This is a genomic window from Pedobacter agri PB92 (genome assembly GCF_000258495.1).
In the GTDB taxonomy this organism is placed as follows: Bacteria; Bacteroidota; Bacteroidia; order Sphingobacteriales; family Sphingobacteriaceae; genus Pedobacter; species Pedobacter agri.
Genome location: NZ_AJLG01000013.1, coordinates 12644 through 37385, shown reverse-complemented (window position 1 = coordinate 37385; position 24742 = coordinate 12644). Strand labels below are relative to the sequence as shown.

General features: G+C 39.2%; 20 protein-coding genes. 6 read left to right on the top strand and 14 right to left on the bottom strand.

The features are described from left to right. The first annotated feature begins 154 nt into the window (after positions 1–154). Positions 155–367, top strand: coding sequence for a DUF6965 family protein (locus ON09_RS03510; protein WP_238533594.1), 213 nt, complete (start codon positions 155–157; stop codon positions 365–367). A gap of 1 nt (position 368) precedes the next feature. Here ON09_RS03510 and ON09_RS03505 read toward each other — a convergent pair whose 3' ends face one another. Further along, the gene (locus tag ON09_RS03505; protein WP_010599676.1) at positions 369–647 is read right to left on the bottom strand and encodes a SelT/SelW/SelH family protein; all 279 of its coding nucleotides are present in this window, start codon (positions 645–647) and stop codon (positions 369–371) included. Positions 648–795: 148 nt separating this feature from the next. Here ON09_RS03505 and pta point away from each other — a divergent pair, with 148 nt between their 5' ends. Both pta and ON09_RS03495 read left to right on the top strand, forming a co-directional pair. Then, on the top strand, positions 796–2883 hold the full coding sequence (gene pta, locus ON09_RS03500; RefSeq protein ID WP_029204085.1) for a phosphate acetyltransferase: 2088 nt from the start codon (positions 796–798) through the stop codon (positions 2881–2883). A gap of 7 nt (positions 2884–2890) precedes the next feature. Then, positions 2891–4087, top strand: a complete 1197-nt coding sequence (locus ON09_RS03495; protein WP_029204084.1) for an acetate/propionate family kinase — start codon at positions 2891–2893, stop codon at positions 4085–4087. Between the two features lie 42 nt (positions 4088–4129). Here ON09_RS03495 and ON09_RS03490 read toward each other — a convergent pair whose 3' ends face one another. Both ON09_RS03490 and ON09_RS03485 read right to left on the bottom strand, forming a co-directional pair. Further along, a complete protein-coding gene (locus ON09_RS03490) occupies positions 4130–4507 on the bottom strand; it encodes a VOC family protein (RefSeq protein WP_010599673.1) in 378 nt (125 codons plus the stop codon). Between the two features lie 41 nt (positions 4508–4548). Then, complete coding sequence (locus ON09_RS03485; RefSeq protein WP_010599672.1) at positions 4549–5025, bottom strand: DinB family protein; 477 nt, start codon at positions 5023–5025, stop codon at positions 4549–4551. A 79-nt stretch (positions 5026–5104) separates the two neighbouring features. Between ON09_RS03485 and ON09_RS03480 the strand changes: the two genes are divergently transcribed. After that, positions 5105–6178 carry an aminotransferase class V-fold PLP-dependent enzyme gene (locus ON09_RS03480; RefSeq protein ID WP_029204083.1) on the top strand — a complete coding sequence of 358 codons (1074 nt, stop codon included), beginning with the start codon at positions 5105–5107 and terminating at the stop codon, positions 6176–6178. On the opposite strand, the gene egtD is transcribed toward ON09_RS03480, so the two are convergent. The 6 genes from egtD to ON09_RS03450 are packed head-to-tail and all read right to left on the bottom strand — an operon-like array spanning position 6175 to position 12655. Further along, complete coding sequence (gene egtD / locus ON09_RS03475; protein WP_010599670.1) at positions 6175–7149, bottom strand: L-histidine N(alpha)-methyltransferase; 975 nt, start codon at positions 7147–7149, stop codon at positions 6175–6177. The genes ON09_RS03480 and egtD overlap by 4 nt on opposite strands. Before the next feature lie 5 nt (positions 7150–7154). After that, the gene (gene egtB / locus ON09_RS03470; protein WP_010599669.1) at positions 7155–8303 is read right to left on the bottom strand and encodes an ergothioneine biosynthesis protein EgtB; all 1149 of its coding nucleotides are present in this window, start codon (positions 8301–8303) and stop codon (positions 7155–7157) included. Then, on the bottom strand, positions 8300–9874 hold the full coding sequence (locus ON09_RS03465) for an ABC transporter permease/substrate-binding protein (protein WP_010599668.1): 1575 nt from the start codon (positions 9872–9874) through the stop codon (positions 8300–8302). The genes egtB and ON09_RS03465 overlap by 4 nt, the downstream gene beginning before the upstream one ends. Beyond that, positions 9867–10820, bottom strand: a complete 954-nt coding sequence (locus tag ON09_RS03460) for an ABC transporter ATP-binding protein (protein WP_010599667.1) — start codon at positions 10818–10820, stop codon at positions 9867–9869. The genes ON09_RS03465 and ON09_RS03460 overlap by 8 nt, the downstream gene beginning before the upstream one ends. Next, on the bottom strand, positions 10813–12195 hold the full coding sequence (locus ON09_RS03455; protein WP_010599666.1) for a mercuric reductase: 1383 nt from the start codon (positions 12193–12195) through the stop codon (positions 10813–10815). Before ON09_RS03455 ends, ON09_RS03460 begins: the two co-directional genes overlap by 8 nt. A gap of 58 nt (positions 12196–12253) precedes the next feature. Then, positions 12254–12655 (bottom strand): DoxX family protein, encoded by a 402-nt coding sequence (locus ON09_RS03450; protein WP_010599665.1) that lies wholly within the window; start codon positions 12653–12655, stop codon positions 12254–12256. Positions 12656–12784: 129 nt separating this feature from the next. Here ON09_RS03450 and ON09_RS25380 point away from each other — a divergent pair, with 129 nt between their 5' ends. Together ON09_RS25380 and ON09_RS03440 are read left to right on the top strand one after the other, a co-directional pair. Next, positions 12785–12982, top strand: a complete 198-nt coding sequence (locus ON09_RS25380; RefSeq protein WP_162097932.1) for a hypothetical protein — start codon at positions 12785–12787, stop codon at positions 12980–12982. A 294-nt stretch (positions 12983–13276) separates the two neighbouring features. Then, on the top strand, positions 13277–13795 hold the full coding sequence (locus ON09_RS03440; RefSeq protein WP_010599663.1) for an RNA polymerase sigma factor: 519 nt from the start codon (positions 13277–13279) through the stop codon (positions 13793–13795). Between the two features lie 16 nt (positions 13796–13811). On the opposite strand, the gene ON09_RS03435 is transcribed toward ON09_RS03440, so the two are convergent. The 5 genes from ON09_RS03435 to ON09_RS03415 all read right to left on the bottom strand — a co-directional run bounded on the left by ON09_RS03435 (position 13812) and on the right by ON09_RS03415 (position 24742). Continuing rightward, the gene (locus ON09_RS03435) at positions 13812–14180 is read right to left on the bottom strand and encodes a response regulator transcription factor (RefSeq protein ID WP_010599662.1); all 369 of its coding nucleotides are present in this window, start codon (positions 14178–14180) and stop codon (positions 13812–13814) included. Between the two features lie 174 nt (positions 14181–14354). Next, positions 14355–16277 carry an IPT/TIG domain-containing protein gene (locus ON09_RS03430; RefSeq protein WP_010599661.1) on the bottom strand — a complete coding sequence of 641 codons (1923 nt, stop codon included), beginning with the start codon at positions 16275–16277 and terminating at the stop codon, positions 14355–14357. 19 nt (positions 16278–16296) lie between these two features. Further along, positions 16297–18303 (bottom strand): fibronectin type III domain-containing protein, encoded by a 2007-nt coding sequence (locus ON09_RS03425; RefSeq protein WP_010599660.1) that lies wholly within the window; start codon positions 18301–18303, stop codon positions 16297–16299. A 12-nt stretch (positions 18304–18315) separates the two neighbouring features. After that, positions 18316–19908: a hypothetical protein gene (locus ON09_RS03420; protein WP_010599659.1), complete on the bottom strand. Its 1593-nt coding sequence runs from the start codon at positions 19906–19908 to the stop codon at positions 18316–18318. Continuing rightward, on the bottom strand, positions 19820–24742 hold the full coding sequence (locus tag ON09_RS03415) for a carboxypeptidase regulatory-like domain-containing protein (protein ID WP_010599658.1): 4923 nt from the start codon (positions 24740–24742) through the stop codon (positions 19820–19822). Before ON09_RS03415 ends, ON09_RS03420 begins: the two co-directional genes overlap by 89 nt.

The following is a 24742-nucleotide window of genomic DNA, read 5'->3' as shown; positions in this document are numbered from 1 at the left end:
AGATTAGTAAAAAAGGTTTTATTTATTTATAAAAAGTCTATCATCAGGTATGGTTATGAATAGCGCTGATCTTTCTGAGCGTTAGCGATTTAAAAACAAATTGTAATTTTTTGGAAATGGGATGAATTTTCATTTGTAACTTTACCTCATGACAATGCAAGAACTCCAGGAGCTGGAAGATTTTTTCGCCAATGCTGGCAAACAACAAGTGCCGATCTTTTTAAACCAGGCCACTGAAATAACGGATTACGATCATTTTCTGCAAAGCCACTTCCAGCCTTTAAAGGCTAATCTAACCTCTAAAGTAAATCAGCCATTAATTTACAGATTAAAAACCTTAAAACTAATTATTGAATCAAATGCATAGTTTATTTATGATCGCTATGCCCCAAATCCTTCTCCGGACTAACATGATCCCGAACCAAACGTTTTAGTTCTTTTATCTCAGGAAATCGTTCCATCGCTTTTCTGTCAAAAATCAATAGGTCATCTGCAAAAACGTAAAATGCTCCACCGGTTTCACTCGGAACCAACATTACGCCCTTAATTTCGTCGGTAAAAGTTTGTAATAATTCCTGCGCCATATAAGCCGATCGAAGCATCCAGCCGCATTTAGGGCAATATTCAATAGTGATAATGGGTTTCATGTTGCCAATATAAAGATATCTTTTCTTAAGCTTCGCCGTTTCTATGATTGAGCTAATTCCAGCGGATTTATTTTTTAATATAGATTTAAAAAATTATCAACTATATTGGCGAAAGTTGGTTATTGTAATCAGTATTATCCTATTTTTTATGACGAAAAACATCTTTATCGCATCTGCAGAACCCTATACCGGAAAATCAGTGATTGCATTTGGCATGATTAATATGCTGCTGGCTAAAACCCAGAAAGTAGGTTATTTCAAGCCTATCATTGCTCAAGAAGATCCAAATAAAAGGGATGAACACGTTGAAGCCATGCTTGACTATTTTTCACTTCCTATCCGCTATGAGGATGCTTTCGCATTTACGCGACAGGATATGCTTCACCAGGCAGAAGATAGCGGAACGATTATCAATACCATCATTAGCAAATATAAAAAGCTGGAAGATAATTATGATTTTACGGTAATTGAAGGCAGCGATTTCCTTGGCGAAGGCAGTGCCTTTGAATTTGAATCAAACGCCCTGATGGCCAAAAACCTTGGCGCTCCTGTATTAATTGTAGTTTCCGGCAAAGGAAAAACAGCAAGTCAGCTATTTAAAAGTGCCATTAATATATACCGAAACTTTTTGTTAAGAGATGTTCAGGTATTGGGTGTTGTGGCCAATATGGTTAATCCTGAAGAAGCTGAAAGAATTAAACAAGCATTAACCAATCAATTACCACTTGAATTACTAATTGCTGTAATCCCTATTGAAAGTGGCTTGCAAAGCCCTACAATGAAAGAAATTGCAGCAGCTTTAGACGCTGAGATTTTATTTGGTGCGGATTTATTGGATAACCAGGTTGATAATTTTGTAACCGGTGCGATGATGCTGCCTAATTTTTTAAGGCATATTAAGGATAATTTATTAATAGTCACACCCGGAGATAGAGGCGATATCATCATTGGCTCCTTACAAGCCAATCTTTCAGCCAACTATCCAAAAATCGCCGGCATTGTACTCACTGCAGGCAGTTTGCCTGATGAGCCGATGATTAAATTAATTGAAGGTTTGCAAACCATCATCCCAATTATTGCGGTACAAAAAGGCACATTTGAAACTACTACAACTATTGGTTCCATCCACTCTAAAATTACGATCGATAACAAAAAGAAAATTGAACTGGCGATTGATATTTTCGAAAAACATGTTGATTTAAAAGCACTTGATGATAAAATCATCACTTTCAGTTATCAGGGCATTACGCCCCATATGTTCCAGTACCAATTGGTAAAGTGGGCTAAACGAGAGAAAAAACATATCGTTCTGCCAGAAGGAAATGACGAACGGATATTAAAGGCGGTAGAAAAACTAATTGCTCAGGATATTGTAGACATTACTTTGTTGGGCGATCCGTTAGAAATTGGAAATTCAATTAAACGCCTTGGCTTGAATTTAGATGCGAACGCCATTCACATTCATAATCCTGCCCATTCAGCGCAATACGATGCATACGTAGAAACATTACACGAGTTGCGCAAGGCAAAAAACGTCAACCTGGAGATGGCCCGCGATATGATGACCGATGTATCCTATTTCGGTACCATGATGGTTTACAAAGGTGATGCCGACGGAATGGTTTCTGGTGCGGTTCATACCACTCAACATACCATCCGCCCTGCGTTACAATTTGTTAAGACCCGACCAGGTGTTTCGGTTGTGTCGTCCATATTTTTTATGTGTTTGCCCGAACGTGTAGCCATTTTCGGCGATTGCGCCGTAAACCCAAACCCTACTGCCCAACAACTTGCTGAGATAGCCATTTCATCAGCCGAAAGCAGTGCCAAATTTGGTATTGAGCCAAGAATCGCCATGTTGTCCTATTCATCGGGCACATCTGGTGAAGGCGAAGATGTGGAACGTGTTAGAGAAGCTACTGCAATTGTGAGGGAAAGGTATCCGGAGTTGAAAATTGAAGGTCCTATTCAATATGATGCAGCAGTTGATCCAATTGTGGGCAGACAGAAAATGCCGAATTCAGAAGTGGCCGGAAGAGCGAGTGTATTGATCTTTCCTGATCTGAATACAGGAAATAACACTTACAAAGCAGTACAACGGGAAACCGGTGCTTTAGCTATCGGCCCAATGTTGCAAGGTTTGAATAAGCCGATTAATGATTTAAGTCGTGGCTGTACGGTAGACGATATTTTTAACACGGTAGTAATTACGGCAATACAATGCCAGGATTTATAAAATTAACATGAACATTCTAGTCATCAACTCAGGGAGTAGCTCCCTAAAATATCAACTCTTTAAAATGCCAGTGAAAGCCCCCATCTGTAGCGGATTGGTGGAACGGATTGGGATTGAAGGTTCATATATTAAACATACTGTATTTAGCGGAGCAGAGAAATTTGTAACCGAGAAAACCGATTTCATTGCTGATCATGCTGATGGATTGACCCAGGTTTTGGCCTTACTAACCGAAGGCGAACAGGCGGTAATTACCAGTCCTGATGATATTGCAGCCGTAGGCCACCGGGTAGTGCATGGTGGGGAACATTTTTCAGGCCCAACGTTGATTACTGAGGAAGTGAAAAAGCAGATTAAAAAACTATTTTCACTGGCACCGCTCCACAATCCGGTAAATTTAAAGTGCATTGAGGTAGCTGAACACACTTTTCCAAATGCGAAGCAAGTGGCCGTGTTTGACACCGCATTTCATCAAACCATCCCACAACAGGCATTTAGATATGCCATTCCCGACCAATATTACAAAGAACATGGCATTAGGGTTTATGGATTTCATGGTACCAGCCACAAATATGTAAGCGAGCAAGCCATTAAGTGGTTAGATAAAAAAGATTCGAAAATCATCACCATACATTTGGGCAATGGTTGCAGCATGACTGCCGTTCGGGATGGTAGATCCATTGATACCAGCATGGGTTTTGGACCATTGAGCGGTTTGGTTATGGGTACACGATCTGGTGATATCGATCCATCTGTTATTTTTCATTTGATTGAACATGCAGGCTACAGCCTCGATCAGCTCAGTACTTTATTTAACAAACAATCGGGATTATTGGGTGTAGGTGGTTCAAGTGACATGCGTGATATTGGCAAACTTGCTGCTGAAGGTAAAGATGGCGCAATACTTTCACTTGAATTGTATGCTTACCGCATTAAGAAATTTATTGGTGCCTATGCTGCCATTTTGAATGGTTTGGATGCCATTGTATTTACCGCTGGTGTTGGCGAAAACGACAAATCGATGCGGGCAGCAGTGTGTAAAGAATTGAACTACCTCGGTATTGACATGAACAAAGAAAGCAATCTGGACTATTCCGGCGGGATTGCGGATGTGAGTTCAGCTGATTCAAAAGTAAAAATTCTGGTTATTCCAACCAATGAAGAGTATGAAATTGCTCACCAGTGTTTTGGGTTATTGGCATAAAAAAAATCCCTCATCAGATTTTTTTTGATGAGGGATTTCTATTTAAACTTCTAAAACGGATAAAATATTTCCAGAAGGATCTTTAAACCAGGCAATTTGAGGTCCCTCCGATCCTCTTGATATTCCTTTCTCATCGGTTTTAATGTATTCCGAATGATATTGTTCAAATTTTACACCTTTAGCGATCAAATCATCGACGGTTTGCTCGATACTTGCTACCGGAAAATTTAATACGGTAAAGGTTGCAGGTTCATGATCATCTTTTGGATAAAGCATAATATTTTCGGCGCCATCTATTACCAACTCCAGTATACCCATTTCTCCAACTTTGGTTTTTAAACCGATTGATTCATAAAATGCTTTTGCTTCTTCTATATTTTTAACAGAAAAAGAACTGAATGCTTTACTTGTTTGCAACATGATTATAAAAATTAGTTAAACAATATTTAGAGCGTTTTCGGTTAGCTTTTCCAGGCGCCGATCAATCTTCTGATCACTATAATTTCTGCAATGTGATAGGCATTGTGATCGGCTATTTGCAATGCTTCGCGTAAAAGTGTTTGCCCTTGTCCATGTGGAATTTGTTGGTAAAGATCTTCAGATTCTATGAGTTCGATAAATTCCAAGAGATCTTTTTCAATGCTGGCAATGGTTTTATTCCAGGCTTCTTCAGTTTCAGGTGCAACTTCTTTAGGCCAATATTCATCCGGCCATTTCGGCGATTGATGATTTCCATCTTTACTAAATTCCAGCATATCCCATTGTGCAATCCGGATATGCTCCGCTAACTGCCAAATGCTGTACGGTAATTGATGGGGTTTTTGCGAAACCTGTTCTATACTTAAATCAGCAAGTGCTTCTTTTAAACCTACGTGTGCTCCACCTCCACTTAACAATTTTTTGAGTTCGTTGATGAGGATTGAGGTCTGATTTTCCATAAGATTGATAAATGTTTCCAAGATTTAACAAAATAGAAAGCCGATGGTTTGGAGTAGTTATTTTCTAGTACTTTTGAATATGAACTTTCAAGATATTTTCCCTGTACTTAAAGAATATACTTATTTTAATACCGCCTATTCCGGAATTTTATATCAACCATTAATAGCATGGCGTCAGCAGCATGATCAGCAATATTTAGCTGGAGGCAGTAATTTTAGGTTAGAGAGCGGCACCATCATCGAAAAACTAAGGCTAAAACTATCTGAAATTTTTCAGGCTAAAAACGTATTTCTGATACCGAACTTTTCTTTTGGCTTTAATACTTTGTTAAACGGCCTGGCGAAAAACCAGCGCTTTTTGTTGTTAAATGAAGATTATCCTTCTGTAGCCTATCCTGTAAAATCCAGTGGTTTTGAATTCCAAGAAGTTTCGATTGATGAAAATCTTGAAGAAAATATTTTGAAAGCGATTGAATCATTCAAACCTACAGCATTTGCGTTTAGCATGGTGCAATATATCAGCGGCTATAAATTATCAGAGCGCTTCATTAAACAAATAAAACAAAATTATCCGCAGCTGATGTTGATTGCCGATGGCACCCAATTTTGTGGCACTAAAACATTTAACTTCGAAGAATCGGGATTGGATGCCATGCTTTCCAGCGGTTATAAATGGCTCCTTTCGGGCTTTGGAAATGGTTTTTGTATGTTATCAGATCAGCTTATTAATGTACTTTATCAGGAAAAATCTACTGAAAGCTTACCTACTGCGCCTTTTTTACAAGGTAAAAGCCATTTAGTTATGAATTTCGAGCCTGGCCATTTAGACACTCTTAATTTTGGTTCGCTTGACTATAGCCTCAATTTCTTGCAATCTGTCGGATTTGAAGCTATTGAAAAAAGCAATCAACTACTTTGTAATCAAGCCAGAGCAGAATTTTACAACAGGGGTTTGCTGCCAGAATGGATGATCAAAAGAGAGAGTCAATCGACCATTATCAGCTTACCTTTAAAAACAGAAATGGTCGAAAATCTGGCGAACGCCAAAATCTTATGCTCAGCAAGAGGTGCCGGTACAAGATTTTCATTCCATTTTTATAATACGGTGGATGATTTACAACAGTTGCTGGATGTGATTGACGGGAAAAATTAATCCACTTTCCAAACAGCATCAACAAAATATTCCTGACGATCGAAAAAGCGGTGCATTGGCGTGAAACCTGTTTTGCTCGCTAATGCATCAATATCCTCCAGTGAATATTTTTGTGAAATTTCCATGTAAATGTGTTCGTTTTTATTGAAGTGAATGGTTTCATCGCCAATATTTACACGTTGATCGTTCAAGCTAATTAAATAGCTTTTACATGCGCCAGTTTCCGGATCGTATGAGGCATAATGATCAAAATTTGAAATATTGAAATCGCCATCCAGTTCTCCATTAATTCGATTGAGCAGATTCAGGTTAAAAGAGCGTGTAATTCCGGTCGGGTCGTTGTAAGCGGCTAAAATTTGTTGCGGATTTTTCTTCAAGTCAAATCCAATAATTAACAAATCATTTGGAGAAAGCTCCTCCCGCAAATCACGACAAAAGTTTTCTGCTTCTGCTAAATCCATATTGCCAATGTTAGCGCCCATAAATAGAACTACTTTTCGACGGTTGGACATAGCCTTTGCCTTTTCCAGCATTTTGAAATAATCACCGTTCAAACCTTCAATTTGCAGATCAGGTAGTTTTTTAGGCAAATTTTCTTCTAAATCAGCAATTACATGAGCAGAAATATCGATAGGTAGGTAGGTGAAATTTAACTGCGCCTGAAGCAAAGCCTTCAGCAAATGAATGGATTTGGTGGCATCACCTGCGCCAAGTTCAATTAAATCGAAAGCATCCCCATCTAAGGAAATCAAAGTAGCCAGCTTAGCCGATTGTTCCTGAAGAATTTCCATTTCCGAATCGGTAAGGTAATATTCTTTCATTTCCATAATCTGCTGAAAAATCTGGTCGCCTTTTTCATCGTAAAAATATTTTGAGCTTAAAAATTTTGTTTCAGCTTGTAAACCAGCTAAAACATCATTTAAAAACTGCGAACCAACCGGAACCATACGTTTTGTAATCATCGTATCCATAAAAATTATTTTGCTAATCGAATGCCAGTAAACTGCCACCTCAAATGTGGATGAAAGAAATTTCTGTAAGTAATACGTTCATGGCCCTGCGGTGTAGCAACAGATGCGCCACGCAACACTTTTTGATTGACCATAAACTTGCCATTGTATTCGCCAATTGCACCTGGAGCTTTGCTAAAACCTGGATATGGCAGGTATGCGCTTTCTGTCCACTCCCATCTTTTGCCCCAATCAAATTTTTGCGCTGCTATTTCCCATTCAAATTCTGTGGGCAAACGTAATCCTTTCCAACTGGCATAAGCGTAAGCCTCATAATAACTTATGTGCGTTACTGGAGCATCAAAATTAAGTTTCTGTAAGCCATTTAGGGTGTAGTGATGCCATAGCCCATCAATTTTATTCCAGTACAAAGGCGCATTAATCTGGTTGTTTTTCACCCAATCCCACCCTTCTGCATGCCAGTAACTAAAATCCTGATATCCGCCAGCATTGATAAAATCAAGATACTCATGGTTAGTGACCAGATTGGCGCTAATGGAGTAGTGAGGTAGGTAGACTTTGTGTAGCGATAATTCATTATCAAAACTAAAGCCATCACCCTTATAGCCTATTTCATAGATACCTTCTGTGATGTTGATCATATTCTCTCCAGAGACTGATTCTGTTGCATCTTTCCAATCTTTTGAGTAAGCCGGAAACAAAGGATTGTTGCCCAGAATATATTTAATATCAGTAAGCAATAATTCCTGATGTTGTTGTTCATGGTTGAAGCCCAGAATCAGCAATTCAGTTAGCTTTTCATCAACCGGACAGGAAAGTAATTTTTGCATGGCCTCATCTACATAGGCACGATATTGATAAACTTCATTAACGCTTGGTCTGCTCAGATTTCCGCGATCGGTGCGGATAACCCTTGCGCCTACAGTTTCATAATAACTGTTAAAAACATAATTAAACTCTGGGTTAAATTCCTGGTAGTTTGCAGAAAAGGCTTTGAGGATAAATGTTTCAAAAAACCAGGTGGTATGGCCAAGATGCCATTTCGGGGGACTTACATCTGCAATCGGTTGAACAACATAATCCTCCGTTTGCAAAGGCTCACATATTTGTTCAGAATGCTTTCTTATGCGCAAGTATTCTTCAATAAAATTCATTTGTTGTTATCCAGATATTGCTTAAGATCTGTGATGGTATAAACACCCAGTTCTTTCGATTGTTTTCTCCGCATCATTAATGCATAAGAATTATTGAACCCAATAGGCGTTAACCATTTAATCTGAAATTTCTTACGAAACTCGTCATTTACATAACGGTAAGTTTTATCTTTATCATGCGCTATCTGCTTTGCAAATTCAGCTTTGGGTTGCAGCAAAACCAATAATCCGGTACCGGTATATTCAGGATAAAAGTCAATCTGATCATTCACCAAAGCATCGAAACAAATTTTCGTACCGCCTAAACCCGTTTTAGTAGCCACTTTATAATCAGTATTTCCCTGAATAAGCATTTTGTACATTTCCGCCAGGATATATTGCTCACCAAAAATCTTTGAGCCAATGCGAACTATGCCCGCTTTTCCATTTTTCGAAACTTTAAAAAGATTCCGACTGATCAGGAAATCTTTCGCTACCTTTTCCGGACTTTGGTGCAGTTGATCTGTTTTATAGTTCAGATCCGTCATGATTGAATCACTTATTTTGCCTGCTAGTAAATTCAATACTTTTTCAAGTTCCGGAAACTTTTTTAATGAAGATTCCCGCACAATCGGTGCCGCATAGTAAGGTGGAAAAATGCGCTGGTCGTCTTTCAGAATAGTGAGGTCGAAGGCTTTTAATCTTCCATCAGTAGAATAGCCGCTAATTACATCCAGTTCCTTTTCAAAAGCAGCTTTATACATTACTGCATCGCTAATTACGATGGTATGTATTTTTAACCCATACACTGATTTTAAACCCAAATCGCCATCTTGCCGCCCCATAAACTCGGGTGTAAAACCAGCTGTAAGTGAACTTCCGTATGCTTTTGGCAGCAAATAAAAGCCGCTCAAAATGAGTAGAAAAATTGGTAAAACAAGCAGAACCTTGCGCAACCTTTTAAAGTTTAAATTTTGCAGCAAAGCGAGCAGACCATCTAAAACAATCGCTAAAACTGCCGCCGGGATAGCTCCAGCCAAAATCATATTGGTGTTATTTAAAGATATTCCACCGAAAATAAATTCACCCAAACCACCTGCCGCAATGTAAGATGCCAGTGTTGCCACACCAACATTAATTACCGTTGCCGTTCTGATGCCTGCTAAAATAACGGGCATAGCCAACGGAAGTTCTACTTTGAAAAGTATTTGCCAATTGTTCATTCCCATTGCTTTGGCAGCTTCCCGAATACTTGCATCTACGCCGACAATTCCGGTATAGGTATTTCGGATAATGGGTAACAATGCATAAATAAGCAAAGCTACAATAGCGGGTTTAGCACCAATGCCCAACAAAGGAATCATGAAACCCAATAGGGCTATGCTCGGAATGGTTTGAAGCACGCCCGCAAAAGCCAGAACAGAACCCGAAATTTTTCTTTTCCTGGCGATTAAAATACCGAGTGGCAAACCGATAAGTACGGCGAAAAGAAGAGAAATAAAAGTTAAGCCTACATGTTGAAAGGTTTGGTTGAGCAGTTTATCAGATTGCTCGGACATGAATTGCCACAGGCTCTGCTGATTTTCACTCATGAGATTGCTTTTTTTGATAGCGTTTAAACGCCTCGGTGATTGCGCTGAAAGCGATATTTTTCTGTTCGCCAGATGGGTTTTTTACTACAAGAGATGGTGCTGATTGTAATTTATCCATTACATCCCAAACGCTTACCGAAGAAGATAGAGAGGTTGCGCTTACAGGTTCGGATGATGGAATCAAATCCCAAATATCATCCATCGAGATAATTTTAAATTCCAATGAAAGCTTTTCGCTGGCCAGAAAGTTTTTAGCAAAGTCAGTAACAGGTTTATAAAGCAAATCCTTTGGCGTTCCAATTTGAACAATCTCCCCCTTATTCATCAGGCAAATCCGGTCTGCAAGTTCAAACGCTTCATGAATATCATGAGTAACCATTACCATCGTTTTTCGTTTCAATTCCTCTAATCCTTTAAATTCTTTTCTGATGCTCGTTCTGGTTACATTATCAAGCGCTCCGAAGGGTTCATCCATTAACAAAACAGAAGGATCTGTAACCAATGCTCTCGCTAAACCCACACGTTGCTGCTGACCACCACTAAGTTCGCCTGGGTAAGCGGATAAATATTTCTCAGATAAGTGAAGTTTTTCTATGATTTCATTACTTCGTGATTTGATCTTTTCTTTTTCCCAACCTAATAATTTAGGAACAATGGCGATGTTTTCCGCAACGGTATAGTGTGGAAATAGTCCCGTGTTTTGTAGCACATAACCAATTCCTCTTCTCAATACTTCAGGTTTTTCCTTCGCAATATCTTTTCCGTTAACGAGGATGTTTCCAGCATCCGGCGTAATTAACCGGTTAATCATTTTAAGCGTGGTGGTTTTACCGCATCCACTGGTGCCAAGCAAAATAAGATTTTCTCCCTCCGATACTTCAAAGGAAACTTGCTTAACAGCGAGCGTATTGCCATAGCTTTTGCTTACCGCCTCAACTTTAATCATCTAATTTCATAAATAGATTATTCAAAGATTCACTATAGGTTGGATGTGCAAAAATGCCATATCGAATATCTTCATAAGTAATTCCCCCTTGCATAGCCATTTGTAAAACCGACATAATTTCTCCACCATCGGCTGCGATGACAGCAGCACCCAGAATTTGTTTGGTTTTCGCATCAACAACTGCTTTCATTAAACCAAAAGTTTCGCCGGTTTCAATCCCCCGGGCTACATTTGCCATCGGTAAAAGCGCCACTTTATAATTTAATCCTTGCTCTTTCGCTTCAGTTTCTGAAATACCAACTCTCGCCAATTGCGGATCAGTAAACATGCAATACGGAATCGGTCGGTTTTTTATGGTGAGCTTTGTTTTCTCAATTAAATTGCGATAAACAATAGTATAATCGTTGTATGCGATATGCGTGAATGCCGGACCGCCCTTTACATCGCCCAAAGCATAAACACCTTTTATATTGGTTTCTAACTTTTCGTTTACGATGATGTGACCTTTATCATCTTTTTTTATTCCAGAATAAGTTAAGCCTAGATCATCTGTTTGAGCTTTCCGACCAGCTGCCACAAGAATATGACTGCAATTAATTTTTCTGGCACCTGATTTATCTTCAATTTTTACAGATAGACCATTCTTGGTTTTCGTTACTGATTCAATGGTAACTGATCTTAAAACTTCGATTTTTTCGTTATCAAGTACCTTACATATTTCATCCGCAATCTCCTGATCTTCCTTCGCCAGAACATGTGGCGCCTTTTCCAGAATAGTAATTTTACTGCCAAAACGAGCAAACATTTGTCCGAATTCCAAACCTATATAATTACCGCCTATAACTACCAGATGCTCCGGAATTTCCTCAATATCTAAAATTGAGGTAGAGGTAAGATAATCTACATCTTTTAACCCATGTATATCAGGAATAATCGTCTTTGCACCAGTATTTATGAAAATAAGATCTGCACTTAAGTTTTCTGTCTTTCCATCCTTCATTTCTACCTTTAGCTCCTTTGTTCCGGTAAAAAAAGCTTTACCAAGATATAATTTCAAACCTTTCGTGGTTTTAATCCCTTTTTCGGCTGAAGCCTGGAATAAGTCGACGATCTCATTTTTTCTCTTGATGATTTTTTTTAGATCAACTTGTACATCCGGAATAACAACACCAAGTTTACCGGCAGTCCGAGCCTGGAAAGCAGCCCTTGCAGAGGCAATCATCGTTTTGGTGGGTGTACAGCCATCAATGATACAGGTTCCGCCTACTATCCTTTTTTCGATAATTGCGGTTTTCATGCCCGATTCCGCTAACTTCTTAGCCAATGGTGTTCCTGCTTGTCCTGCCCCAATGATAATTGCGTCGTAGTGTTTCATATTTCTCCTTTTACAGAAATAAAACTAGAAAAGCCAGGCATTGTTTGACTGTCATAGATTATAGTTTCATGACTTCCTTTTGAGTGCTTTTTAATGCCCAATAGATCAGCACAGGTTGAAAAAATAACCTCATCAATCTTTTCTCATCAGTATCCAATCCAAATCCGTTGCGTTTGTTAAGGTATTGAGAAATATTTCCAGGAAACACTGCAACAAATAATGATGCAGCCAAAATCCCTACAGCAGGTCTATATTTTCGCGGCGCAAGTACCAGAGAAGCACCCATTGCAATTTCCACAACTCCTGAAGCGACTACAGTATCATCTTTTTTCAATGGAACCCAATTTGGCACTTGCGCCTGAAACTCCTTTCGTGCAAAAGTTAAATGACCAATGCCGGCAACAATTAATCCTGTTCCTAATATAACTCTGGCAATATTTTGTGCAGTATGCTTTTTCATAATCACAAAACACAATTTTAGTTGAAAAGGTTTCTGGCTTATTATTCAACGAAATTAACACGTGTAGAAAACTTTTATAAGCTCATTCCTGTTATCATTCTGAAATTAGGCAGCTCAACACAAAACAAAATGAACCAGATTCTAACCGACCAAGACTATAAGATAGTTATTCAAAAAATTCAGCAACTTTCTGAGATTAAAAACGCTCACTCCATTTTTACTCCAGAGATTAATCAACTTCGTGAACTTGCTATTAATTACGAATACAAACGATATGATTTAACGCTGGTAAAAGATTTTGATCAACAATTGTCTGCCACTGGTTAGTATTCCGTTTATTCAAATATCTTTATTTCTTCTCGAAATTATTACTTCCATACAATTTATGGCGAGTTTTTATTTAATTATTTGTTTTCCAACATGAAATATCACCATGTTATTTTAAAACAGATACTTATCGTCAATAAATTGAGTAATAACTTAGGTATTAATACCCCAAATACTACCTAAAGGCAATCGTTAAATATATTTTTGAAACTAAATGTGGCAAATTTTTGTTAATAAAAGGTCATCCCTGGCGACGCAACGCTAATGACTTAATGTTTTTAACTACCACTAATAATGGATCAATTAGAATTTAGCCGAAATGCGGACGAACACGCAACTTCTTTACACTTGCATGCCATGCGCTTCACAAAAGATGAAGATGAAGCTAAGGACCTTGTTCAAGATACACTTTTAAAAGGGATTAGATTTTGCCATAATTTTGATGCAGGAACAAATATTAAAGGCTGGCTTTATGTTATTATGCGGAATACTTTCATCAATAACTACAGGAAAGATCAAAAGCGTAATGAACTGATTACAACTGAAGAAGATATTTCAAGTGCGCATCTTTTGAAAAGTTCATCTAAAAATGCTTCAGAAGGAAAGTTTGTGATGGGTGATATTCAAAAAGCATTAAGCAGTATTCATCCTAACTATAGCATTCCTTTCCAACGGTATTTTGAAGGATATAAATACCATGAAATTGCGGAGGAATTGGGTATTCCAATTGGGACAGTTAAAACGCATATCCATCAGGCCAGAATAGAACTGAAAAAGTATTTAAAGAATTACAGAGGCAATTACACTTTATAAAATTTATTTAAATCTGTTAATTAGAAGGACCTACAAAAGCATCAACTCTTTTTAATAGGTCGAAAATATCAAATGGTTTCGCAATAAAATCTTCTGCACCACATTGTTTTTTCATTTCACTTAAAGCAGCATGGGCACTCATCATCATTACAGGAATATCTTTAGTTGCATCGCTGTTTTTCAGCATGTCGCAAACCTCAATGCCGTTACCGTCTGGAAGCTTCACATCAAGTAAATAAAGGTCTTGTGATGCTTTACCATCAAAAGCCATAAACTCTTTAACGTTGGAGAAGCCGTAAACTTCGTATTGTTCTTCTGTCAAAATAAGCTCAATAATTTCTTTAATGCCCTGATCGTCTTCGAGCAGGCATATCTTCTTCCCCATAAATTCTTAGTTCAAATTAGTTTTACTGCGTAATCAGTGATAAACCGCTAAAATGCAAATTTGTTTTAGGTTTTAATAAAAAAATCCAACCAGAAAAGAATATGTTGCAAAGGTTTAAATATTCTGGGGAATGAAGACCTCCATCCCCCAGAGCTTTTCTAAAATTACATTATTCTAGTTCACATCCGGAAGGTGATTTAAAAACTGTTCCTTACTTGCTGTTTTTAAATTTATCTTAACTTCAACGCCATAGGTTCGATCATCGATATAACTTGGAAATTCTACAACAATCCGGTCATCACTCCAGGATATGATGCTATTTATATTTACAGTTTCCTTTACTCCATTATTGATCCGATAAATACTTACTGATCTTGCTGTTTCTGCAGTATTACCAAACCCATCCCCTACTATGGTCATCCAATTCGTGTTATTTACAAAACTTCTTGAAAAACCATTCAAGGTTATATTACGCTGAAATGCTGAGATAAAAGCACCCCACTTATTCCTCACCTGAATGTTATAACCATTTTTGATGGCGCCGGTTGGCTGCGTCATGGTAATTGTAGCAGCATTTGCATTTACTACGGCCGGATATTTTATACCATCGATAAACATTTCGAAATTGGCATTGGCCGCTGTTGCATTATAATTATTCCCACTTACCACAAACGTTAACATTGAAAAACCTAAGATGCCTGATGGCGTTATGGTGCAACTTGATGACAGTATTGTGGGCTCAAGGTAGGTAAATGTTAAATTTCCGTTTGGATAACTGGCTTCCACATTGTTTCGGTAAATCTTTATTTGTTGAACATTGGGCTGAGAAGATGAAAAACTTGGTGACAGGAAAGTAACGTTTCCATCATCAACACTTACCACTTGTGCATTCTGATTACCGACCGTAACCCGGATGCCATTTGTTTGTGCACCGAAGCTATTCCCTTTAATCACCACTGTAGCACCATCAATTCCGGAAACATTGCGTAACACGGGCGACGCCTGGTTTAAACTGCTTGCCACAATATTTTGCAGGTAACTGAATGGAACGGCATTGCTGGCTACACCGTCAACGGTTACCAGCACATTGCCATTGGTACCCGCCGGTATCTGTACTTTAATCTGATTAGCAGAATGACTCAGCACCGTTGCTACACTTCCATTAAACGATACCACTGGAGCAGCAGTACCGATAAAATTGGCGCCAAATAACGTCAGGGTATCTTGTGCAAAAGCCGATGTTTTGCTTAAGCCTGTAATGGTTGGTGCAATTTTGTATGTAAACGGTTGTGTATTGCTACTTACTCCATCAACGGTGACCATTACATGTCCCGATGTTGAGGCAGGTACTTTAACTTCAATGCCTGTACTATTTACTGAATTAACGGCTGCAGTTACGCCATTGAAAGTTACGTTAAGGTTTGTTCCGGCATCGAAATATCTACCAGCGATTTTAATTACATCACCAACATAACCACTTCCTTTATCAAGGCTTGTAATGTGGGGAATAAATTTAAACACCGGCCCCTGATTGGAAATGCTATTGGAGGTAACAGTGATAGGTCCGTTTTTTGCCTCCGGCACCTGTGCGATCAACTGAGCCGTAGATGATTTGGTGATAGTAGCTGGAACTCCGTTTATGGTAACCTGATTATTGGCAGCCGTTGCGCTGAACTTCCGCCCGTTAATGGTTACTTCCGTTCCTGCAATGCCTGTTAAAGGTAGTACTTCCAAAATTACAGGTGAGTCAAAATCGTAGGTAAATGTTGGTCCATTAACTGCCTGGCCATTTACTTGCAGCATAACGTTACCTGTTCCGGCCTCATAAGGTACTGTTGCCAAGATGACGTTATTGGTTGATTTTTCGATAATAAGTCCTTGCTTGTTGTTAAATAGCGCCCGTATTTTGGCCGTATCCACGGGAAAATTTTTTCCGTAAATGCGCACCTGAGTATTTTCCGTTCCTCTACGCGGACTAATACTATCAATTACAGCAGAATTATCTGTAGGTTCATATTCGAACTTTTTTGCGCATTGCGAAAAGCACATTGCCAGCACCACCAGCAATAAGCTATAAATACTATTTTTGTAAATCATTTCATCAGTATTTAATTTTTCAATTTCTTCTTATTGATTTTTCAATACCTGGCTCACTGACACCTAGTTTGGTTTTAGCCACAATCCGATAACTATATAGCGCACCTTTTTGTGCGGAAGCATCAATGTAAAAATCACTGGTTTCTACATTTGCAATGAGTTTGAATTCTTTGTCAAGATTAGATTTCCGGTAGATGGAATTTGTGAGCTTTAAGTTATTATGCGCTGGCCACGAAACATAAACGCCCTCAGGTTTATTGATCAGATAAAGATCTGCTGGTGCTGCTAAAACTGCTGTTAGCGGGATGGTGATAGTGCTTACAGGTGATAAAATACTTTGATTTGCCGACGCATTCACAGCTGAAACAGCATAATCATAATCGTAACCAGGCGCTGCAGTAGTATCATTAAAAACCGTAGTTCTTAAAGGGGCTTCATTTAGTGACTTGAATTCCTTTTCAGTTCTTAATTTTCGAAAAACCCTGTAACCCACGATGTCATCATTCTTTTCGATCATGTTTTCCCAAAAGATTTTGACTGCTTCATCGGCATACCTTAGCCCCAAACCAGATGGATAAGGAACGAATTCGACTTTTAAAGGTTTAAACATTACCGGCGATGATACCTCGCTCATTTTCTGAGAGATATTCATCAACTGAATACCGTAAAAATAAGTGCTTTGTTCGTTTAAATTTTGCAGAGAATCTGTATAGGTATTGGTACGCAACGCACCCGAAACAATCCTCATATCGTCTTTCGAAGTTCCTCTGAGTACATAATAAGCAAACTGATCAATCTCAGGATTTACATCCCAAAATAATTTTACCTGAGCCGTACTATCTTGCCAAACCTTTAAACCTTGTGGTGCCATCGGTGTATCCTGCTGACTTTTCACAGCGATATTTGCCGTTGCTGCAGGAAGCAAGGTGTAGCCTTTAACCTGGATAGTGAGTGGGCGAACCTGATAATGATAGGTTACATTAGGCAAAATTGCTTTGTCAAAATACGAACTATCTGTTGCTGAAAGTGTGGCTACCTCAATAAATCCATCTGTAGACTTTCTGGATTTCAAAATTTGCACACCTGTGTAAATGCCTTCATTCGGCAGCGCTTTCCATGATAACCATGCACCTTTTAACGAATCTTTAATGGAAAAATTAGCGATGCCTTTGATCTGGCTAAAAGATTTACTAATTGCATAGGCGGTATCAGATGGTAGGCCCTGGTTACCCGCAAAATCTTCAGGAACAACATAATAGCGATATAATTGACCTGGTTTTACTTCCTCTGCATAAAATGTTTTGGAAGTATCATTCACTGAATAAAACAATGAAGGTGGATTAATTAACTGATATGACTTTTCGCCATTTTTTAACCTGTAAATTTTACCAAACACAGCTGGTGCATTGGTTAATTTGGCGGTCCAGGTAAGTTGAATCACACTGTCTGCGTTAACTAAATCTTTTAAACGATAGGCTCCAAAAGGAATTCGTTTTACCTCATTTATCTTTTGGGTAAACAGAATTTGTTCTTTCCCATCACTATTTACCTTTACTACGCGATATGCTGTTGAGGGGTTGTTGTTTTTAATATTTTCATCTTCCCACATCATACCCATTCCCTTTAAAAACTCCTTTGAAATAAGGAACATACCCAAACTTTTGATGTTGCCAGATTGCAATTGTTTGTAAGCCGTGCTACCGTCTGTTACTTCGAGTGCATTCTTAACAGCATCAGCGATAACGGTTCCAGCACGTTTAGTAAAATCATCAAATGAACTAGGAAAGGTTAGTGTATTTATTTTTTTAAAGTTTCCTCTTCCATTTTCATCTTTATAAACATCAAACTGTTTAACAATGCCTTTGTAGCTATCAAAACTTGATCGGCCTTCTTCGGAAGGGACGATGCCACACACTGCATTTTTACCAGGCATTAACTGGCCCATTTCTACCCCTGTATTTGTTGGTTCTTGCGCCTTCACCCAAAAGCAAATAATGGAGAGACACATTGTGATAATTGTTTTCATAATTTTTTTAGGTTATAAATCAACGTAAAAGCTTAAATCAAGTTTCTTTGCAGCCTTCTCTTTGAAGGTGATCTTCGCTCCTCCTCCTGCACAGAGTTTTACTCCCATTCCACATAAAACGCCGAAGTCAACATCATTACAACTTGGGTTACAGCCACCTAATCTGCACTCTATTCTTCCATGCGCTTTTCCGCTGAAAAACCACCCGTCTGCATCGTTTCTTCCGCCCATAAATTCGAATCCTGCCTGGTAGTTAATGCCCACACAAAAAAGCAAACAAGCTTCAAATCCACCACCCATATTGCCCGCTACGCCAATGAGGTAGCTATTTTCTGCAAAATTGAAAATCAATTTTGCACTTGCTTCGGTCGAATACCAGAACTTCAAACTCGCAATCAGCACTTTAAATTCGAGTGGTTTATCTTTTGGAATACCCATTTTAGAATATGTATTCACATATATTCCTGAGAAAACATCTTTTACATATCTCGTATCAACATTTTGGAAGTAATGACTTACCCTATCGCCACGCGTACTTGGGTTTTTAACACCCACACCCAGTGCGAATTCTCCATTTGATTTTATTAAGCCTAATAAATTGGCCTCCATGCTGCAGCCTAAAAAGGCAAAACGATCGTCATTTTTCAAACTGATGATTAAATCGCCTTGAATTTTTGCCTTTGCTAAACCTTTTATGGGTTCGATTTGTGCATCAATGGCGATACTAAATGTTGCCTCAGGAAAATCCAACTTCATTCTGGCCTGCGCTACGTTCAAGGCTGTACCGATTACTACAGTGCCATAACCTTCAAATATAGGTCCGCTGCGAACAGTTAAGCCAATTGGATCCAGTTTGATTGCAGTACCTAAATTGGCAATGGAAAGTGCGCCGTTAATATCAACCATAAAATCTTTGGTAGCGGTGTTATATCTAAATCCGCCTCCTACACCTTCTATGGTTACAAAACCTATCGGTATTGACACATTAGCATCGAAACTGGCACCAAAATCGATTCCGGAGTTAACCTTCTTATAATGAAACTTGATCGCTGCGTCGATTGTCGTGCCTGGTATTCCGAGTTTACCTCCACCTTCAAAACCTTTATCATTCATGGCAACCTCAATCTCGGTTTTCAATACCGGTACATCCAGCGATGCCTTGATTTTGCCAACTGAGACACTTACACCGCCGCCACTATTTTTGAAGGAAATATCTGCTGCGCTCAAACTCAACAAGGGTACATCAACCGAAAGGGCGCCCTTGATACCGATCAGCGGAGTGCCGCCAGTATTGTCAAACTTAATAGCTTGAACTTTAATTTTTGCGAATGTCAGGTCAGATTCGAAATTTACAGGCGCATCTACCAGGAAGCGTCCGTTGGTATGCACTTCGAAAATTGGAATATTGATTTCCGAGGTGAAGAACTTGGTAAACTTAATTTTACCAGAACCACCTAACTTGTACACTCCTGACTGGTTTGGAACCTGGCCGAAAGAAATTGGAGCAGCGCCCTTTTTAAGATTTACAATGTTGAAAATATTTATTCCAGATTCTGGGATGATAAATTTCCCGCCAAAAAAACATATCGCGACTGATGGAAACATCAGAAAAATCGATGTTTGAAGTTCCAGATGCCGGCACTTTAATCACCATTTTGCCGCCAATTTTAAAACCATCTTCATTAAATAAGAAAGAAGCCAGCGTAGCACTCCAATCTAATATTTTAATAGCGGGCAAGTTGGTTTGCGAAACCTTAACGCGTTTTACCGATAAATCAGAGCCAATAACAAATTCTTCAATTTTAAAAACAGAAGATTTAATCGGACCTAAATCCGGCGTATGTATTTCGCCGCCAAAATGTAAACCATCTTTATCGATGAACGATTGCTCGGTTTGGGCCAAAAATTTAAAGCCGTAAACGCTGCCTTGCCAACCTGCCTGCGGACCTTTGATTTTATATTTTATGGCAGTTTGAGCAGTTCCCGCAGAGCTAAACAACGTTACAGCGCTTGAAGCTGTAACATTTTCAGGAACCAGTTTAACCGCAGCATTGATTAAACTCCAGCCACGGCTGCCTTGTATTGCTGTCATGTTCGCCTCAACTTCTCCTGTAACTTTACCCCCGCCACTGCCATCGGATTCTACAATTATTCCGTTTTGCGATTTAATGGCAACCGGAATAAAATTCAGCAACTTGAAGGATAATGAAAGTTCGTCGGTTACAATTTTATTACCTTCCGGAACCGCGTTATTATTTGCATCAAAGTTGATTTTGGCATTACTAAACTGCAATTTGATAGTGCCAATAGCTTTCAAATCGCTCAACGCTGGAATCAGGTTTACAAAGGCGCCAGAAACCCGATATCCGTTGCCTTCCTGAACCATTTGATCGAGCTCAACTTCAAAGCCTAAAATTTTGGCAATGTTCCTTCCACCACCATCGGCCAATGCAAAATCTTTTTCTACAGCGCCGCTATTTGTATTTACGGTTTCCGTTTTAGCAATATAACCTGATTTTGATGCTTTCAACTGGAAGCTACCCTTTGGAAGATATAGACTATAACCACCTGTTGCATCAGTAGTGGTTAAGAGATAAGGTTTTTCTTCTACTTTAACGGTAGCACCGCTAACCGCCGAATTGTTATTTCTTACAAAACCACTAACTTTTATCCCTTTTTGAAGTTTAATCGTTTTCGGCAGTTCACTACCATTTTCGTTGATGAGTAAACTTTCCTCAACCATTACGTAAGCACTGCCTGCTGGCGCTGTAACCGAAACTTTCGCATCGCCGCCGAAACCTACGTAAAACCATTCTCCTTTGCTATCGGTAACTCCCGTGGTATCAAAAAGCTTAATTTGTGCATTGGCAATTGCCCCATTTGATTCTGCATCGGTTATTTTAAATCTAATTTTACCTAGTTTTCTTTTCAAAAAGCCAACATCACCCAAATCAAGCGTGGTAAGCGTATTCGACCCATAATTTGAGCCCGTTAAAGTATTGTCAAACAGCTCTGACAAGGCCCCAACTACATTGCTATTCAAATTGGCGGTCGAGCTGAAATTAGATGATGAATAGTTAACCAATTTCGCACCTGAGCCCGAAACATTCGTAACGCTTGGTGCAACAGGTGAAGAAAAAGATTTAATACCAGAGTTATTGATGCTGGTAACACTTTGAGAAGCAGCGACGCCAAACAATACTGGTGAAAACGTAGTTCCTCTAGCCAGTTCGTTTTTAACGGTTGGAGTATTCATCAGTTGAATACTTAAATCAACTGCGTTGGCCTGTGTGTTTTTAAGATTAACCGCCCGTGTATCTTCGTAAATTTTATCGTTTTTGAAAATATGTGCAGATTCCAGTACATTGCCCGGCAGCTGAACGGAATTGCCCGCTGTTCCGTTACCACTATTGTTTCCAGTAGATTTTGCAGGAATGATCACCTGGATTCGTTCATCTACATAACCTTCCTTTTTAATGATCAAATAATGCGTTCCCGGAAAATAAGTAGTGCTGAACAAGCCGGTTTCTCCTGAAGTAAAAATATCCGTTGAACCTTCAAAATTGAGCCTGGCATTGCCTAAAGCTTTTTTATCTTCAGCAACTACTCTACCCGCAACCTGTACCAATTCCGGTTTTATCCTGAAGGAAACGTCTTTTTGCTCGCCATCTAAAACCCTGTTAACGATAATTTCGTTTGATGGATCAATCTTGAGATTCTTAAACTCCGCAGGAACCTGAATGAGTTTTACAGTAAACGATTTACCCTCTTTTAATCGTGGTAAATTACCAATAGCATAATTACCGGCACTATCAGTTCTCGACGTATAAGCCATATCAACAAGCATTCTGTCTATCCCGTTGCCGCCTGGAAATGATGTACCAAGATTAGCTGCAAGAGTATTTTTTCCACCGCCCAAGGTTGAATTTACAAGATTACTGGTATAAAAATTTCCCGTAGAAGTTGATTTAGTTGTTGCAATGGTTTGTGCTGGCTTACTGGCCTGCACATTTGTATTGGCAATAGAAATACCTGCCACCAACTGACTACTGTATTGACTTGCTCCAACACTTACAAAAGGCGACCCTTGCACAGTTGATTCTTCAACATCATCTTTATTAAATACAACCTTAACGATAGCATCCTTAACGGATGCGAAACCATTTTGTAGTGACAATTGAACCGAACCAACTATAGCCGGAGGAAGCGCAATCAGCTGGTAAGTTGGTTTTACGTTCACCACTTGTGTATTTGACAATTCAACATCAGCCACTTTTAAACCACCTGATGTTGATGTGATGTTTCCACCCGTACTGAGTTTAACCGTATAATTAATGCTATGAAACAACTTCGCAAATTTGAAACTAGCTCCGCTCCTGGCAGCCACACTATCTACTGCAACTAGAACCATACTTTTTCCATTAACTGTTTCTTTCACTTTCCTGTCGGATGATAAATTGCCATCATCATTTAAAAAAGGATAAGCAATGGCATCTGCATCTTCACGATAGATTTTTACTACGATGTTTTTTTTATCATTTTCCGAACCCTGAATTTGGGGCAGTTCAATCACTGGAGAAAAACGATAGGTTGATGCCAGGCAAATAATTTCTCCCAAATCGATATCCGTATTTTTCAACATGCTTACCGGTATAGTTTTAGTCTCTTCGATAGCACCTTTACTCACCACAATTTTAATCTGGCTGTAGCGGTCTCCACCGGTGAAATTCAAGTCAGCAAAATTCACATCGAAATTACCTTCAGCATCGGTTTTACCAGAAGCGATTAAATTAGGCTCAAGATTTTTAATGGTGAAATTCACTTCATTCTTTTTACCACTAACCGGTTCATTAGTATTTTTACTGTCCTTCTGTGAACCTGGCGTTACTGCTTTGCTATTTTTGGACGAGAAAATACCGAACTGCGAGTTGGTTTGCTCTTTCTGTTTTTCCTGTTCTTTTTGAACAGCTGCATTGTAAGGATTTAAAATTGCCGGCGTTGTGTTTGGAACGCCGATTATCTTTACGGTGGCGCCTGCAAGCGGTTTTTTATCAGATGAGGCGATCCCACTGGATGCATCAACACCGGAATCTAATTTTCGGTGGCCAGTTACAAATACGGCTGAAGAAACCGACGCATTGGCATTCGCCGTAACTGCGCTTACATAGCCATTATTGGCTGCCGCAGCAATAATGGTTTTATCTGTAGTAATCGCATTGCGAACATTTGAAGGATTATCTGTTAAGGGATTAAAGGCATTATAAACGATACCGCCAATTACTCCCTTACCAACTGAAGCATTACTATTATTTGCAGAACCTGGTTGTGATGTTGTGGTGGTTGCTGTGATAAGTCCGGCAGTTGCATATCCATTCGGCATCTTTAAAGCCGCTGCTACATCGGTAAAATCTGGAGTAAAAAGCAGATTACCTCCGCTACCCCCACTATTGTTTGGTGTAACGCCTTTATAACTATCTTCACTCGCTTTAAAAGCCCAAAGCGCCTTACCTTTGATACTATTGGTGGTCATCGGTTTTTTAGGCGATGATTTAGTTTCCTCAGATTTAGTTTCCGTAAAGGAGGTAGCGGCAGAATTATAAATAAATGAGCTGACTTGACTAATTCCATTGTTTCGAAACGTGTAACCATTATTCGGATCGAAAGCTGTTACCGCCGAAACATATCGTCTGCCTGCCGTTAGTTGTGGATCTGCAGGATTATAAACATAGACATTGCCCATTACCTCCTTTTCGAAAAAGTAAGGCGGCACTGCTGTTAAATACGCATCATTCGGATTTCGATTGGCCTGTGTTTCAATTATCCTCACTTTATATCTGATTGATGGTGGTGCACCTGGAGGAGTGGTCCAGTTGATGGTAAAAATATCTCCAACTATTGATTTAAGTTCCTCTCCGTCAAGGGGTTTAATTACCAGCGGAGGTTCCAAACTGCTAATAGAAAACCGGTTACTGCATCCCACAGGTTCATCGGCACTTATTGGCGCATTGGTGTTGTAATCGTAAGCCTGCATACAAACCTGATAGCTGCCTTCCGGCAATCCATTTCCACGGATAAATTCATCTTTGGTAATGCCAGTGTAGGTAAGCTGGTTATAATCAAATAGCGTAACCAGATCAGCCCCATTCAAGTTGCGCACCTGCCCAGGTGCTAGTGTTATTGCAGCTGAGCTTTTATAATTTCTGCCCACCTCCAACCTAATGCCATTGTCGCCCACCACCGCAGCACGTAACTGTATTTGCTGTGTTCCAGCCGATTGATTGGTTAAGGTGATCAGCACTTGTTGCGGTCTGCTTTCGTAATCGGTAATTCGATTTGGATAAGGTGGTAAAATCCGAATGGAAACACCTACCTGTGCTTTTAGTGTCTGTGTAAAAGCCAATGCTAAAATGAATACGATAAAATAGATAACTTTTTTCAT